Below are 15938 nucleotides of genomic sequence, written 5' to 3' on the forward strand. Positions count from 1 at the left end.
ACCGCTCGGGGTCAGCGAGGGATCACGGCCACAGCAGCGCCTTGATCGCGCGCCGCTCGTCCATGGCCCGGTATGCCTCGGCAACCTGATCGAGCGGCAGCACCAGGTCGAAGACCTTGCCCGGTTCGATGCGGCCGTCCAGCACGCGATCGACGAGGTCGGGCAGGAAGCGGCGCACCGGTGCCGAGCCGCCGCGGACACCGATGTGTGATTCGAACAACTCCCGGGTGGGTAGTTCCGCGCCGTGCGGCACACCGACGAAGCCGACATTTCCGCCAGGGCGGGTGCAGCGCAGTGCCTGCGACATCGACTCGTTCGTGCCGACGCATTCGAGGACGGCGTCGGCGCCGACACCCCCGGTGAGCTCGGCGATTCGGGCGATGCCCTCCTCGCCGCGTTCGGTGACGATGTCGGTGGCGCCGAACTCGAGCGCAAGCTTCTGCCGGGGAGCGTGCCGGCTCATCGCGATGATCCGCTCGGCGCCGAGTTCTCGGGCGGCGAGGACGCCGGACAGCCCGACGGCGCCGTCACCGACGACGGCCACGGTCGAGCCGGGACGGACTTCGGCGGCCACGGCCGCGTACCAGCCCGTGCCCATGACGTCGGAGAGCGCGAGCAGGCTGGGGATCAGCGACTCGTCGGGTCGGTCCGGCATCGCGACCAGGGTGCCGTCGGCCAGCGGTACGCGGACGAATTCGGCCTGGCAACCGTTGACGAATTCGCCTTTCCGGCAAGATGATTGGTATCCGTAGCTGCAGTGTGGACACGTGTTGTCGGAGGCGAGGAAGGACCCGATGACGAACTGTCCGGGCCGGACGGTGGAGACCGCGCCGCCGATCTCCTCGACGATGCCGACGTACTCGTGCCCGATCGGGCGGGGTTCGGGAACGGGCGTGATGCCGCGGTAGCGCCACAGATCCGACCCGCACACGCACGTGGCGACGGTGCGGACGACCGCATCGGTGGGCTCGACGATCTCGGGGTCGGGCAGGTCCTCGAACCGGATGTCGCGCGGCGCGTGGATGACGGTTCCTCGCATGGGGATGCTCCTTCGGCGGTCGTCGGGCACGCGGGGGACAGGCGGTGTCGAGCGCGGTCACCGGACGGTGCTGTCACCCTATGCCCGCACACACGCGGACATCGCGGCGGTGCGGCGGTCTACCCTGGACCCATGTCTGTTCGCACCGCTCTCGTTCCCGGAACCGTCTCGCCCACCCTCGCCGTCCCGAAGGACATCGAGCGCCCCGAGTACGTGTGGAAGGCGACGGCCCGTGAGGGCAAGGAGCCCTGGGTGCAGACGCCGGAGACCATCGAGAAGATGCGGGTGGCAAGCAAGATCGCCGCGCAGGCGCTGCAGGAAGCCGGCAAGGCCGTCGCTCCCGGCGTCACCACCGACGAGTTGGACCGCATCGCCCACGAGTACATGTGCGACCACGGCGCCTACCCGTCGACGCTCGGCTACCGCGGGTTCCCGAAGTCCTGCTGCACGTCGCTCAACGAGGTCATCTGCCATGGCATCCCCGACTCGACCGTCATCCAGGACGGCGACATCGTCAACATCGACGTCACCGCCTACATCGACGGCGTGCACGGCGACACCAACGCGACGTTCCTCGCCGGCGACGTCTCCGAGGAGAACCTCCTGCTGGTCGAGCGCACCCGCGAGGCCACGATGCGCGCGATCAAGGCCGTCAAGCCGGGCCGCGAACTCAACGTCATCGGCCGCGTCATCGAGTCGTACGCGAACCGCTTCGGCTACGGCGTGGTGCGCGACTTCACCGGCCACGGCATCGGCGAGACCTTCCACAACGGCCTGGTGATCCTGCACTACGACCAGCCGAACGTCGACACCGTCATCGAGCCGGGCATGGTGTTCACGATCGAGCCGATGATCAACCTGGGCACCGTCGACTACGACATCTGGGAGGACGGCTGGACGGTCGTCACCAAGGACCGCAAGTGGACCGCCCAGTTCGAGCACACCATCGTCGTCACCGACGAGGGCAACGAGATCCTCACGCTGCCGTGACGGCCGCGCTGACTGGCGCGCTGCTGGTCGCCGGCACCACGTCCGACGCCGGCAAGAGCGTTCTCGTCGCCGGTCTGTGCCGGATGCTTGCGCGCCGCGGGGTGCGGGTGGCGCCGTTCAAGGCGCAGAACATGTCCAACAACTCCGTCGTCACGCTCGACGGCGGGGAGATCGGCCGCGCGCAGGCCCTGCAGGCGCGCGCGTGCGGGCTCGAGCCGAGCGTGCGTTTCAACCCGGTGCTGCTCAAGCCCGGTGGCGACCGCACGTCGCAACTCGTGGTCCGCGGCAAGGCCGTCACCAATGTGGGCGCCCGCGACTACATCACCCACCGCGAGTGGCTGCGCGAGCTCGTCGCCGACGAGTTGGCGGCGCTGCGCGACGAGTTCGACGTCGTGATCTGCGAGGGCGCCGGCTCGCCCGCGGAGATCAACCTGCGGGCCACCGATCTGGCGAACATGGGCCTCGCGCAGGCGGCGCAGCTGCCGGTGCTCGTGGTCGGAGACATCGACCGCGGGGGAGTGCTGGCCCACCTCTTCGGCACCGTCGCCGTCCTCTCGCCCGAGGACCAGGCCCTGATCGCCGGATTCGTCATCAACAAGTTCCGCGGCGACGTCAGCCTCCTCGAACCCGGACTGGACCAGCTGCAGGCGCTCACCAGACGCCCCACCCTCGGCGTGATCCCGTTCGCCGAGGACCTGTGGCTCGACGCGGAGGACTCGCTCGGCGTCGTCGGCGACGCGCCCGTCGGCCGGCCCGCGACGCCCGTCGGCGACGAGTGGCTGCGCGTCGCGGCGATCCGGTTGCCGCGCATTTCCAATTCCACCGACGTCGAGGCCCTCGCGTGCGAGCCCGGGGTATCGGTGCACTGGGTGAGCGAGCCGTCCCGCCTGGCCGATGCCGACCTGGTCGTGCTGCCGGGCAGCAAATCCACCGTGACCGACCTGGAGTGGTTGCGGCGCAGCGGAATCGCCGACGCCCTCGCCCGCCGAGCCGCGAATGGGGGCGCAATCCTCGGCGTCTGCGGTGGCTACCAGATGCTCGGCACCGTGATCGACGACGGCGTCGAGTCCGCCGCCGGCGAGGTCGCCGGGCTGGGCCTGCTGGACCTCGAGATCGAGTTCGCCCCCGACAAGGTGCTCGCGCAGGTGGACGGCGACGCTGACGGAATCCCGGTGCGCGGCTACGAGATCCACCACGGGCGGGTCCGCCGCACTGGCGACGCTCCGCTGCTGACGGCGTCGGACGGCGTCAAGGAGGGCAGTGTCCGCGGGAGTGTGCGCGGCACTCATTGGCACGGGCTGCTCGAGAACGACGAGTACCGCCGACGGTTGCTCACCGACATCGCGGACGCGTCCGGGCGCCGAGGCTTCCGTGTGGCCCCCGACACCGCCGTCGCGCAGGTCCGGGAGGCCCAATTGGATCTGCTCGCCGACCTGGTGGAACGGCACCTCGACGTGGACGCGATCGGCGCGCTGCTGAGCGGCGGCGCGCCGACCGGGCTTCCCACGATCAGGTCGTCGCTCGCCTGAGGACCGCCCACGTCAGGGCCAGCATGGCTGCCGCGACCCCGGCCGGAAGTGCCGCGATCACCAGCACCCGAGGCGCATCGACGAGCCATGTGGCGATCGCCGGCCACCACCGGGCCCACGCCGCGAGGATCGACGCGCCGCCGAGCACCGTGACCGCGCCGATGCCCGCGATCAGGAAGCCCGGGGTCCTCCAGCGCTGGTACACCGCGCCCAACAGCATCGAGATCGATGTGGTGAGCATGAGGCTCACGAACAGGGTGACGAACTGCAGCGCCGACGAATCCGTCACGTAGCGCAGGATTCCGAACATGCGCATGCCGACACCCCAGCCGCCGGTCGCCTCCTCGATCACCGACAACGCCTGGAGGACCACCGCGAACCCGAGGGACTGTAGGAGCGCGACGACGACCGTCGAGGCCAAGAACTGGCGCCGCGTCACCCCGAGTCCCAGTGCGAACGGGAAGGTCTGCGTCATCGCCTGCGCATAGAAGGCGACGACGAAACCGAACAGCGAGAGGACCGAACCGGTGCCGCGGGTCTCGCCGCCCGAGTCGACCAGCGCGAAGATCGTGAAGTTGATCGCGAAAGTGAGGGCGAGGATGGCCGCGGGCGCGGCCAGCAGCAGGGGCCAGGCCACGACATGAAGGCGGCACACCGCGAAGATTCGCCGGATCCCGTTGTGTGATGGACGCGCTACGGCGACGGTCGGATCGATGACGGTCATGACTACGCCTCCTCGCCCTGACGGGCCTTGCTGTCGAGTGCACTGCTGATCGTGATCTGCTGCAGGGAAACCGGTGACAGATCGAGGCCGAGGCGCGACGCCTCTGCGCGGTCCGACTCGGTGACGGCGCCCAGCACGGTCGCCCGCGCGAAGGCGCCCATGTCGTCCCGGTGCAGGACCGTCCGGCCCGCGACGAAGGCGTCCACGGCGTCGGATCGGCCGCTGGCCACGACGTGTCGGCTGCGCAGTGAGTCCGAGTCCTCGTCGGTCACCACCCGACCGCCGTCGATCACGATGACGTGTTCGAGGAGATCGGCGACCTCGTCGATGAGGTGCGTGGACAGCACGACAGTGCGCGGATGCTCAACGTAGTCGGCGAGCAGTCGGTCGTAGAACAAGTGCCGGGCCACCGCGTCGAGACCCAGATAGGGCTCGTCGAAGAGCGTCAGGGGTGCGCGGGACGCCAGGCCGATGACGATGCCCAGAGCCGAGGTCATTCCGCGCGAGAGCTTCTTGACGCGCCGGCAGTCGGGGAGTTGGAAGTCGTCGAGCAGACGCCCGGCGAACTCGGTATCCCATTCCGGCAGAAGAAGTTCCGCGGCCGTAACCACGTGCTTGACCCGCAGGTCGTCCGGATACTTCTGCGACTCCTTCACGAAGCAGAGGTTCCGAAGGACATCGGGATTCTCGAACGGGGCGCCACCGAATACGTCGACCTCGCCGACGGTGGGCAGTTCCTGACCGGTCAGGATCTTCATCAACGTTGTCTTTCCGGCACCGTTGCGTCCGAGCAGTCCGTAGATCTTCCCGGCCGCGAGGTCGAACGAGACGTCGTCGAGCGCGGCGACGTTCCCGTACCGCCTTCCGACGCCGCGCACCGACGCGATCGTGTCCCGGCCGATATCGGTGATGGTCATGGACGTTCCTCCCATTGGTCCAGCATGGATTTGAGTTCGGCGACGCTCATCCCGAGCTTGTCGGCCTCACGGACGAGCGGGGCGAGGTACTGCGCGGCGAACTGCTCGCGTCTCCGGAACCGGAGCGCGTCGCGCGCGCCCGTCGTGACGAACATTCCGATACCCCTTCTCTTGTAGAGGATTCCGTCGGCGACGAGCTGATTGAGCCCCTTCGCTGCGGTCGCCGGGTTGATCCGGTGGAAGGCGGCCAGTTCGTTGGTCGACGGCGCCTGTGACTCCTCCGGCAGTGAGCCGTCGATGATCGCGTTCTCCACGAGCTCGGCGATCTGCTGGAAGAGGGGCTTGCCCTCTTCGCTCAGCATCACGGCACCTCGACCGCAAGGCTGGTTGGTTCATTACTCATGTAATGAACCATAGAAGCCGGGCCCGGATTCGGTCAACCCCACCGCCGGTTCCGGTTTCACGGATCGCCCCCGGCGTGTGTTCGGCGCGCCTAGGCTGCGGAACGACGTGAGAGGTTCCGAAACCGCGATGGTGAGGAAGTGTCGACGTGCGAAGAAGCCTCGGTATCGGGACGACCATTCGGATCGCGTGTGGAGCACTCGTGGCCGCGCTGGTTCTCGCCGGATGCTCCTCGAACGAGTCCGCCACGGAATCCTCGACATCGACCACGACCACCGGCGCGGCGTCGTCGACGGCACTGCGGAAGATCGATGCCGCCACGCTGAACGACGTCGTGGCGGGTGTCGCGCAGGAGCTGCAGGTTCCCGGGGCCGTCGCGATTCTCCAGACTCCGGACGGCGTTCTCACGGTCGAGTACGGCACCGGGACTCGCGGGCAGAACGACCCCGTCGACACCGTCGAGCACATCCGCATCGGCTCCAACACCAAGACCATGACCGGGACCGTGATCCTCCAGCTCGCGCAGGAAGGCAAGCTCGCACTGACGGATCCGGTGTCGAAGTACCGCCCGGACGTGCCGAACGGCGACAACATCACCATCGAGCAGCTGCTGGACATGCGCAGCGGCCTGTTCAACTACACCGAGACGCCGCAGCTCAACGAGGCGCTCGACAACGATCCGCAGAAGCAGTGGAAGTCCGACGAACTGCTCGCCCTCGGGTTCGCCAATCCGCCGTACTTCCCTCCGGGACAGGGCTACCACTACTCCAACACCAACATCGTGCTGCTCGGCCTCATCGCCGAGAGCCTGGACGGCAAGCCGCTGCAGCAGATCTTCCAGTCACGGTTGTTCGGTCCGCTGGGGCTGACCGGTACGTCGTTCCCCGACATCGCCGACAACACGATCGCGGCACCGCACCCGCAGGGCTACGTGTACGGGACCAACATGGAGACGCTGACCGATCCGGCACTGCCGCCGGACAGCCAGGCCGCGGCGAAGGACGGCACTCTCCAGCCGAACGACGTCACCGACGTCAACCCGTCGTGGGCATGGGCGGCCGGCGCCGGCATCTCCACCGCGAACGATCTCGTCACCTGGGTGCAGGCACTCGTCGGCGGACACTTGCTGGACCCCGACATGCAGGCCCACCGGCTCGCCAGCGTGCAACCCACGAGCCCGGACCCCGGATCCGCCCAATACGGTTGGGGCATAGCGAAAATGGGCCCGATGTTCGGGCACACCGGAGAGCTGCCCGGTTTCAATTCGTTCATGGGGCACGATCCCGTCGACAAGGTGACTCTGGTGGTGTGGGCCAACCTCGCGCCCGCCGCGAACGGGCAGGACCCGGCGACCACCATGGCCAAGGAGATCATCGGCAAGGTCTACCCCGCATAGGCGTCCAGTTCTGTGATCTGGATCGCGTACCGTTTTCATTCATGGAGTCGACGAGCGTTGCCGTGGGAAGTGGGACCGTGACGGTCCGTATCGGGGGACCGGAGAGCCGGCACACGGTGTTGCTGTTGCCCGATGCTGGCGCCCCCGTCGACGTCTTCGACGCGGTCTGCGCACGCCTGCACGATTCGGATCTGCGGACCGTGGTTCCCGAGAGCATCGCCGGGCTCGACGAGCCCTCCGTGATCGCGATGCTCGACGAGTTGAAGCTGCCGTGGGTCAACCTCGTCGGCGCCGGTGCGGGAGCCGAACTCGCGTGGCGGCTGGCCGCCAAGACGTTCGGGCGCTTCGCGAGCCTCATCGTGGCCGACCGCGGACATCCGGCCGTGCCGGGCGTGGACGGGGCCGTGCTCGACGCCGCCTGCCCCGCCGTCGAGTTGCCGACCACCGTCGTCGTCGGCAGCTCGCTCGGCCGCGCGTGCGCCGACGCGAGCGGGCGGTACGCGTACTCGGAGTTCCGGATCGTCCAGCTCGACGGCGTCGACGACGTTCCGGCGAAGGCGTCCGCCGAACTGGCGAGCGAGATCGTGCTGCGCACCGGGTCCTGGTAGGCGGGCTCCACTTCCGGGATTACAGCTCCGGTGCGGGGGTCTCTAGAATCCTGCGGTGCACGACACTCTCTCCACCCCGGCCGCCGGCTCGTCCGTGCGGGCCGCATTCCGTTCTCCCCGGCTGCTCACGACCGAGGTCCTCGCCGGACTCGTGACCTCGCTGGCGCTGATCCCCGAGGTCATCTCGTTCGCGGTCATCGCGGGCGTCGATCCCAAGGTCGCGCTCTACACGTCGTGCATCATGGCCATCACCATCGCGTTCGTCGGCGGTCGCCCTGCGATGGTCTCGGCGGCGGCGGGCGCGACGGCGCTCGTGATTGCCCCACTGGTGGCGTCACATGGCATCGACTACCTCATCGCGGCGGTGTGGCTGGCCGGTGCGCTGCAGATCCTGTTCGCCGTCGCCGGTCTGGCGCGGCTGGTGCGGTTCATCCCGCGGTCCGTGATGATCGGCTTCGTCAACGCGCTCGCCGTGCTGATCTTCAGCGCGCAGATCCGGCACCTGGTCGACGTCCCGTGGCTGGTGTACCCGCTCGTGGCGGCGGGCCTCGCGATGATCGTCCTCGTACCGAAACTCACCACGTCGGTGCCGGCGCCGCTGATCGCGATCGTCGTGCTCACCGCCGCGGTCGCGCTGTTCCACCTCGACGTGCCCGACGTCGCCGACCAGGGCGAACTGCCGTCGGGCCTGCCGACCTGGATGATCCCGGACGTGCCCCTCACGTGGGAGACGTTGACGATCATCGCGCCGTTCGCGGTGGGGCTCGCGCTCGTGGGCCTGCTCGAATCGCTGCTCACCGCGAAACTCGTCGACGACATCACCGACACCCCGTCCGACAAGACCCGTGAGGCGTGGGGCCAGGGCGTCGCCAACATCGCGGGCGCGGTCTTCGGTGGCATGGGCGGCTGCGCCATGATCGGCCAGACGATGATCAACGTGAAGGAGGGTCGCGCCCGCACCCGCATCTCCACGTTCCTCGCCGGAGCGTTCCTGCTCGTGCTGTGCGTGACGGTCGGCGACGTCGTCGGCGCCATCCCGATGGCCGCGCTGGTCGCGGTGATGCTCGTGATCGCGGTGACGACCTTCGACTGGCGCAGCATCGCCCCGCGCACCCTGCGGTTGATGCCGCGCAGCGAGACCCTCGTCATGGTGGTCACCGTCGTCGGCACCCTCGCGACCCACAACCTCGCCGTCGGTGTCGTGCTCGGCGTGCTGACCGCGATGGTCGCGTTCGCGCGCCGCGTCGCCCACATGACGCGGATCGACGTCGTCGACGGTGAGTGCGACGGCGTCGCCGAACGCACCTACCGGGTGTCGGGGGAACTGTTCTGGGCGTCGAGCAACGACCTGATCCACCGGTTCGACTACGCCGACGACCCGGACTCGGTGGTGATCGACCTGTCGGGCGCCGACGTGTGGGACGCGTCCACCGTCGCGACCCTCGATGCGGTGCAACACAAGTACGCGGTGCGCGGGAAGGACGTTCGTATCGTCGGCCTCGACGGCTCGAGCCTGAACCGACTGGAGAGGCTGTCCGGGCGGCTCGGCTGAGCAGCGGCCGCTTGCCTGTCCGGACGTGTGGGGGCAGGCTGAAATTGCTCGGCACGACGGCGCCGTCGTCGACCGACCTCGGTTGTCGGTCGTGACCGTGCGCTGGAGGCTGTGATGGCTGAGGTCAATCCGCGGGCCTACAACAGTATGTGGCAGTTCCGCGCGGACTCGTGGTGCCGATTGGAAGGGACCAGTGCGCACCTGGCGGGTGCGGCCGCGCGCGGGGCGTCGATCGGTCCGCTGCTCGAAAATGTCGAGGAGTTGCTCGACCAGCTGCGCCCGCTCGAGCGGTACTGGGCCTTCCCGGGGCCGCAGGTGTTCGCGCAGACGCAGCGGCTGTTCACGACCGGCGTGTACGACAAGTTCTTCCGCACCGTCGCCCGGATCAACCGGGCGCTGGTCACCGGCTCCTACCGAAGTGGCACGCCGGTCTCCCCGCTCGACGGCGACGTCGAGGCCATCGGCGCCGACTCGTCTCGCCGCGACGAGGCCGGTGCGGACCGATCCCGGCCCCACTACTTCGAGGTGCTGGTGGTCGAGGCCATGACCGAAGCGCAGGAGCGTGCGCTGCGCCGGGAACTGCGCGCCTGGCGTCGACCGGACGACCAATTTATCTACGAACTGGTCGTCGTGGCCAGCGGCGACGACGCGGTCATCGCGGCGCGCCTGAACGTGAACCTGCAGGCGTGCGTGATCCGCCGCCGGTTCTCCCACAAGTCCCGGCGGGACCTGTCGACCCTGGAGGACTTCATCTACACGGGTGTCGCCGACAGGCTTGCCGGGCACACGCCGGAGGAGCGGACGCGGATCCTGGCCGACGAACTCACCGACACCCGCCCGGAGCTCGACCTGTACCTGATGACCGAGATTGCGGTCGAGGACCTCGCCGGCCAGCTCGGCCAGTACTTCCGCCGCGTCTTCCACGCCGGGGAAGGCTCACTCGATCTGCACCTGAGCCTGATCGAGGGGATCGCGGCCCGGTACCGGACCCCGTTCTTCAGCGCACTGCGCGAATACAGCCACCGCCCGACCGGTGTGTTCCACGCGTTGCCGATCTCGCAGGGCAAGTCGATCGTCAACTCGCACTGGATTTCCGACATGGTCGACTTCTACGGCCTGGACGTGTTCCTGGCGGAGACGTCGGCCACGTGTGGCGGACTGGACTCGCTGCTCGAGCCGACCGGTCCGCTGCGTGAGGCGCAGCAATTGGCGGCGAAGACGTTCGGGGCGCGGCAGACCTACTTCGTGACCAACGGCACCTCCACGGCCAACAAGATCGTCGTCCAGGCGCTCATCGCGCCGGGCGACATCGTCCTGGTCGACCGCAACTGTCACCAGTCTCATCACTACGGTCTGATGCTCGCCGGTGCCCAGGTCACCTACCTGGACGCGTATCCGCTCAACCAGTACTCGATGTACGGCGCGGTGCCGCTGCGGGAGATCAAGTCGAAGCTGCTCGAGCTGCGCGCGGCCGGCAAGCTCGACCGCGTCAAGCTGTTGATGCTGACGAACTGCACCTTCGACGGGGTCATCTACGACGTCGAGCGTGTCGTCGAGGAATGCCTGGCGATCAAGCCGGACCTGGTGTTCCTGTGGGACGAGGCGTGGTTCGCCTTCGCCCGGTTCCACCCAGTCTATCGCACCCGCACGGCGATGCATGCAGCGCATGCGGTGCGCGAGCGGTTGCGCGATCCCGAGTACCGGGCCGACTACGCCGACTACGCCGAGAAGTTGCACGGCGCCGACGACGAGACACTGCTCGAGCGGCGACTGATGCCCGACCCCGTCCGCGCCAAGGTGCGGGTCTACGCCACCCAGTCCACCCACAAGACTCTGACCGCGCTGCGTCAGGGTTCGATGATCCACGTCTTCGACCAGGAGTTCGACCAGAAGGTCGAGGAGACCTTCCACGAGGCCTACATGGCCCACACGTCCACCTCGCCCAACTATCAGATCCTCGCCTCTCTCGACATCGGCCGGCGGCAGGCCGAACTCGAGGGCGCCGAGTTGGTCCAGAAGCAGGTCGAGAACGCGATGCGGTTGCGCGACGCGGTCGACCACCACCCGCTGCTGAGCAAGTACATGCACTGCCTGTCGACGGCGGAGATGATTCCCGAGGAGTTCCGGCCGACACACATCGATCAGCCGCTGCGCGGCGGTCTGCGCGCCATGGTCGCGGCGTGGGGGCGCGACGAGTTCGTGCTCGACCCGTCGCGGGTCACGCTCTACATCGGGTCGACCGGTATCGACGGGGACACCTTCAAACGGGCCGAGCTGATGGACCGCTACGGCGTCCAGATCAACAAGACCTCCCGCAACACGGTCCTGTTCATGACCAACATCGGCACCACCCGTAGCTCGGTCGCCTACCTCGTCGAGGTGCTGGTCAAGTTCGCCCACCAGCTCGACGACCGGCTCACCGACATGAGCACCACCGAACGCGCGTACCACGAGGCGGCGGTGACTCGGCTGACGAGCCCCACCGCGCCGCTCCCGGACTTCAGTGGATTCCATCCGATCTTCCTCGAAAAGGACGGTGCTCCAACGACGCCCGACGGGGATGTACGACGGGCCTTCTTCCTCGCCTACGACGACACCCGCTGCGAATACCTCACGGCAGACGAGGTCGAGGAGGCGATCGAGTCCGGACGGCCGGTGGTCTCGGCGACCTTCGTCACCCCGTATCCGCCGGGCTTTCCGGTGCTCGTCCCCGGGCAGGAGTTCAGCCGACAGATCCTCTCGTTCATCCGCAGCCTCGACACACCCGAGATCCACGGCTACCGCCCGCATCGCGGCTACCGCGTGTTCACCACCAAGGCCCTCGAGATGGCCGACACGTCGACGGGGGAGTGATCGCGGGTTCGGACGGGTTGGTTCCGACCGTTCGTCTCACAAATGTCGCCGTTCGTCGCCGTGCGTATACGGTCGATTTGAACTGTCCGCCGTGGTCGCGTTAGCCTCCTGTGACGGCACGCTCGAACGGGCGCGCCGATTCACGATCTCGTCCGGGAAGGACTCCGATGCGCGGCCCTGCAGCAACTGTCGCCACGACGCTCATGCGTGGTGGTTGTTGTTGCATGCGCCAGCGCTGAGACGAGAAATCCTGCGCGACGGCACTTTTCGTACCGTCTCGCCTTCCCGCGCAATGTCCTCCCATCGGGCACCCACTCGTCGCAGCGCCGATCTTCCGCAGGTGCCCGTGGGGAAAGGACCAGTTCCATGCCCGCACAGTCGCTCCCGATCATCGATCTGGAGAACCTCGACGTCGACGCGCTGCGTGAGGTCACGCACGAGATCGGGTTCTTCTACCTGACCGGTCACGGCATCGACCAGCAGCTCACCGACGACCTGATCGCCGCGGCGCGCGAGTTCTTCGCGCTGCCCGAGGCCGACAAGCTCGAGATCGAGAACAGCAACTCGCCGCACTTCCGCGGCTACACCCGTGTCGGCGGCGAGCGCACCCAGGGCTACATCGACTGGCGTGAGCAGCTCGACATCGGCCCCGAGCGCGCTGCTGTCGACCCGATCGACCCGGCCCGCCCGTGGGACGTGCTGCACGGACCCAACCTGTGGCCGTCCGCCGTCCCGCGGCTGCGTGACCTGGCGCTCGAGTGGTCGAGTCAGGCTCAGGACGCGGGCCTGCGTCTGATCCGTGGCTGGGCGCAGTCCCTCGGCGCGCCGTCCGACTTCTTCGACACCGCCTTCGCCGATCCCGACCCGCTGCTCAAGATCGCGCGCTATCCCGGCCACGACGGCTCGGTCACCGACCAGGGCGTGGGCAGCCACAAGGACGTCGGCGCGCTGACCCTGCTCTATCCCGAGCCGACCAGCGGCGGCTTCCAGGTCGAGACCGCCGACGGCTGGCTGGACGTCGACCCGATCCCCGGCCACTTCCTGGTCAACATCGGCGAACTGCTCGAGGTCGCCACCGGTGGCTACCTCAAGGCCACCGTGCACCGCGTCCTGCCGCCGGCCGCGGGCGCCGACCGGGTCTCGCTGCCGTTCTTCCTCAACCCCGGCTACGACCAGGCGCTGCCCACCGTGGCGCTGCCGCCCGAACTCGCCGCCGAGGCCGCGGGCGTCGGGCCCGACCAGCACGGCGGCACCCTGCACGCCCGCTACGGGCTCAACGCCCTCAAGTCGCGCCTGCGTGCGCATCCCAACGTCACCGAGCGGTACCACCGCGACCTGCTCGACCTGCCCGCCCTGCGCGGCTGACCATCTCCACACCCGGAAGGTACTTCTCAATGTTCTTGCGCCGCACCGCTGTTCTCTCTGCTGCCGCCCTGCTCACCGTGGGTCTGGCCGCCTGCTCGTCGGGCAACGACGGGGAGAAGCTGGTGGTCTCCGCCTCCAGCACCCCGCACGTGGAGATCCTCGAGCACATCGCCGACTCCGGCGTCCTCGGTGACGTCAAGCTCGACATCAAGCCGGTCACCGGCGAGATCGACCCCAACGAGCTGCTCGTCGCCGGCGACGTGAAGGCCAACTACTTCCAGCACGCCCCGTACCTCGCCGACTGGCAGAAGCAGAAGGGCGTGGACGACCTCGTCTCCGTCGCCGACGTGCACCTCGAGCCGATGGGCCTGTACTCGCAGAAGATCACCGCCGTCGACCAGCTCGCCGACGGTTCGACCATCGCGCTGCCCAAGGACACCACCAACTTCGCGCGCGGCCTCTACCTGCTCGAGTCGGCCGGGCTGATCCAGATGGACAAGCCGTTCACCGAGGCCGACCTGTCCATCGTCACGCAGAAGAACATCAAGGCCAACCCGAAGAACCTGAAGTTCGTCGAGATCGAGCGCTCGCAGATCGCCCGCAACCTCGGTGACCCGCAGATCACCGCCGCGGTCATCAACTCCAACTACGCGATCGAGGCCGGTCTGAGCCCGGCGAAGGACGCCCTGCTGTCGGAGAAGGTCGAGAACAACCCGTTCGCGAACCTGCTCGTCGTCCGTGCCGCCGACGCGAACGATCCCGGCGTCCAGGCGCTCGCTGCTGCGCTCGAGTCGCCGGAGACCGCCAACTGGATCCAGGAGAACTACTCCGGCTCCGTCGTCCCGGTCCACGCGGCCAGCTGATGATCACCGTCGAGAACCTGGTCAAGACCTTCCCCGCTGCCGGTGGCGCGGGGGAGGTCTCGGCCCTGCGTGGCATCGACCTCGAGATCGCCGAGGGCGAGATCTTCGGCATCGTCGGTCCGTCGGGCGCCGGTAAGTCGACGCTCCTGCGCTGCCTGAACCTGCTCGAGCAGCCCACGAGCGGCCGCATCGTGCTCCACGGCGACGACCTGTCGAAGCTCTCCGGTGCGGGGCTGCGTAAGGCTCGCCGTCGCATCGGCACCGTGTTCCAGCAGTTCAACCTGCTGCACTCGCGGACCGTGCGGGCCAATGTCGAGTTCCCGCTCGAGCTCGCCGGGCTGGACCGCAAGCAGCGTCGGGCCCGCGCCGACGAGCTGATCGAGCTCGTCGGACTCGGTGGCAAGGAGAAGGCGTTCCCGTCGCAGCTGTCGGGCGGTCAGCAGCAGCGCGTCGGCATCGCCCGCGCACTCGCGTCCGAGCCGGACGTGCTGCTGTGCGACGAGGCGACCAGCGCGCTCGATCCCGACACCACCGACCAGGTGCTCGACCTGCTGGCAGAGCTCAACCGCTCGATCGGGGTCACCGTCGTGCTCATCACGCACGAGCTGGGCGTGCTGCGACGCATCTGCACGTCCGCGGCCCGCCTCGAGGACGGACGGATCGCCGAGAGCGGCCGGATCCTCGATCTGGTCGGCACCCCCGGCTCGGTGCTGGGCGGGGCGATCGTCCCGGTGGGGGACGACCCGTCCACCGGCGACGGCGCCGACACCGCGCTCGTCACCACGATCGGCGACGAGGCTCACGGGCCGTGGCTCGCACAGCTCGTCCGCAAGCTCGACGTCGACATCTCCGTGGTCGGCGGCAGCGTCGAACAGGTCGCCGGCGTCACCGTGGGTCGCCTGCGGCTGCGGTTCGGGCCCGATGTGAACCGAGCCGACGTCGAGGCGTTCGTGGACGCGCAGCCCGGCACCACCCTGGCCTGGGGTGGAGGACCTGAACAGACCGGCGCACTGGCGCAGGGGGTAACCGCATGAACAAGCTGTCCTGGAAGGACTCGCTCCCCGAGGTGTGGGAGGCGACGCAGGAAACCCTCTACATGGTGGGAATCTCGTTCGTGCTCACCGTGATCGGCGGTGTGCTGCTCGGCGTGGTGCTCCACGTCACCTCGCCGAACGGGTTGTGGCCGCAGCGCGCCGTCAACTCGGTGCTGGGCGCGATCGTCAACGTCTTCCGGTCGCTGCCGTTCCTCATCCTGATGATCGCGCTGATCGGTGTGACCCGGATGATCGTCGGCACCGCGATCGGCCCGACGGCCGCGATCGTGCCGTTGACGATCGGTGCGATCCCGTTCTACGCGCGCGTGGTCGAGTCCGCGCTGCGTGAGGTACCGGTCGGCCGTGTCGAGGCCGCACAGGCGATGGGTGCGAGCAACGGCCAGATCGTCCGGAAGGTGCTGCTGCCCGAATCGGTCTCGGCGCTGGTCGCGGGTGCGACGCTGACCGTGGTGCTGCTGGTCGGCTACTCGGCGATGGCCGGCGTGATCGGCGGCGGGGGACTGGGCGACTTCGCGATCGTCTACGGCTACCAGCGGTTCAACACACCGGTGCTGTTGGTCGCGGTCGTCGTGCTCATCGTCCTGGTGCAGATCCTGCAGTCGATCGGTGACGGCGTCGTCCGGGCGCTGAAGCATCGGAAGTAGT

The 15938-nt window shown here is 68.3% G+C and carries 14 protein-coding genes; 10 read left to right on the plus strand and 4 right to left on the minus strand.

Features of this window, described 5'->3' with window-relative positions; genetic code table 11:
• Positions 1–22: 22 nt before the first annotated feature.
• Complete coding sequence (locus ACQ5DX_RS07465) at positions 23–1039, minus strand: zinc-dependent alcohol dehydrogenase family protein (protein ID WP_430332027.1); 1017 nt, start codon at positions 1037–1039, stop codon at positions 23–25.
• 132 nt (positions 1040–1171) lie between these two features.
• Between ACQ5DX_RS07465 and map the strand changes: the two genes are divergently transcribed.
• Together map and ACQ5DX_RS07475 are read left to right on the plus strand one after the other, a co-directional pair.
• Positions 1172–2029: a type I methionyl aminopeptidase gene (gene map / locus ACQ5DX_RS07470; RefSeq protein ID WP_430332028.1), complete on the plus strand. Its 858-nt coding sequence runs from the start codon at positions 1172–1174 to the stop codon at positions 2027–2029.
• A gap of 8 nt (positions 2030–2037) precedes the next feature.
• A complete protein-coding gene (locus tag ACQ5DX_RS07475) occupies positions 2038–3558 on the plus strand; it encodes a cobyric acid synthase (RefSeq protein WP_430335574.1) in 1521 nt (506 codons plus the stop codon).
• Here ACQ5DX_RS07475 and ACQ5DX_RS07480 read toward each other — a convergent pair.
• Genes ACQ5DX_RS07480 through ACQ5DX_RS07490 form a run of 3 tightly spaced genes read right to left on the minus strand, consistent with a single transcriptional unit; the run spans position 3539 to position 5561 of the window.
• Complete coding sequence (locus tag ACQ5DX_RS07480) at positions 3539–4282, minus strand: ABC transporter permease (RefSeq protein WP_430332029.1); 744 nt, start codon at positions 4280–4282, stop codon at positions 3539–3541. The two genes, ACQ5DX_RS07475 and ACQ5DX_RS07480, sit on opposite strands and share 20 nt — an antisense overlap.
• A 2-nt stretch (positions 4283–4284) precedes the next feature.
• Positions 4285–5214 (minus strand): ABC transporter ATP-binding protein, encoded by a 930-nt coding sequence (locus ACQ5DX_RS07485; protein ID WP_430332030.1) that lies wholly within the window; start codon positions 5212–5214, stop codon positions 4285–4287.
• Positions 5196–5561, minus strand: coding sequence for a GntR family transcriptional regulator (locus ACQ5DX_RS07490; RefSeq protein ID WP_430332031.1), 366 nt, complete (start codon positions 5559–5561; stop codon positions 5196–5198). The genes ACQ5DX_RS07485 and ACQ5DX_RS07490 overlap by 19 nt, the downstream gene beginning before the upstream one ends.
• A 242-nt stretch (positions 5562–5803) precedes the next feature.
• Here ACQ5DX_RS07490 and ACQ5DX_RS07495 point away from each other — a divergent pair, with 242 nt between their 5' ends.
• The 8 genes from ACQ5DX_RS07495 (at position 5804) to ACQ5DX_RS07530 (ending at position 15937) form a co-directional block, all read left to right on the plus strand.
• Positions 5804–6997 (plus strand): serine hydrolase domain-containing protein, encoded by a 1194-nt coding sequence (locus tag ACQ5DX_RS07495; RefSeq protein ID WP_430332032.1) that lies wholly within the window; start codon positions 5804–5806, stop codon positions 6995–6997.
• A 41-nt stretch (positions 6998–7038) separates the two neighbouring features.
• Positions 7039–7605: an alpha/beta fold hydrolase gene (locus tag ACQ5DX_RS07500; RefSeq protein ID WP_430332033.1), complete on the plus strand. Its 567-nt coding sequence runs from the start codon at positions 7039–7041 to the stop codon at positions 7603–7605.
• Between the two features lie 55 nt (positions 7606–7660).
• Entirely contained in the window at positions 7661–9157 is a 1497-nt protein-coding gene (locus tag ACQ5DX_RS07505; RefSeq protein ID WP_430332034.1) for a SulP family inorganic anion transporter, read from the plus strand.
• 114 nt (positions 9158–9271) lie between these two features.
• Positions 9272–12010 carry an aminotransferase class I/II-fold pyridoxal phosphate-dependent enzyme gene (locus tag ACQ5DX_RS07510; RefSeq protein WP_430332035.1) on the plus strand — a complete coding sequence of 913 codons (2739 nt, stop codon included), beginning with the start codon at positions 9272–9274 and terminating at the stop codon, positions 12008–12010.
• A gap of 366 nt (positions 12011–12376) precedes the next feature.
• The gene (locus tag ACQ5DX_RS07515; protein ID WP_430332036.1) at positions 12377–13375 is read left to right on the plus strand and encodes an isopenicillin N synthase family dioxygenase; all 999 of its coding nucleotides are present in this window, start codon (positions 12377–12379) and stop codon (positions 13373–13375) included.
• Between the two features lie 29 nt (positions 13376–13404).
• Entirely contained in the window at positions 13405–14238 is an 834-nt protein-coding gene (locus tag ACQ5DX_RS07520) for a MetQ/NlpA family ABC transporter substrate-binding protein (RefSeq protein WP_430332037.1), read from the plus strand.
• On the plus strand, positions 14238–15272 hold the full coding sequence (locus ACQ5DX_RS07525) for a methionine ABC transporter ATP-binding protein (RefSeq protein WP_430332038.1): 1035 nt from the start codon (positions 14238–14240) through the stop codon (positions 15270–15272). The genes ACQ5DX_RS07520 and ACQ5DX_RS07525 overlap by 1 nt, the downstream gene beginning before the upstream one ends.
• Entirely contained in the window at positions 15269–15937 is a 669-nt protein-coding gene (locus ACQ5DX_RS07530) for a methionine ABC transporter permease (protein ID WP_430332039.1), read from the plus strand. Before ACQ5DX_RS07525 ends, ACQ5DX_RS07530 begins: the two co-directional genes overlap by 4 nt.
• The last annotated feature ends 1 nt before the right edge of the window (position 15938 follow it).

The sequence above is a fragment of the Rhodococcus sp. ACT016 genome (assembly GCF_050477185.1).
Classification (GTDB): Bacteria; Actinomycetota; Actinomycetes; order Mycobacteriales; family Mycobacteriaceae; genus Prescottella.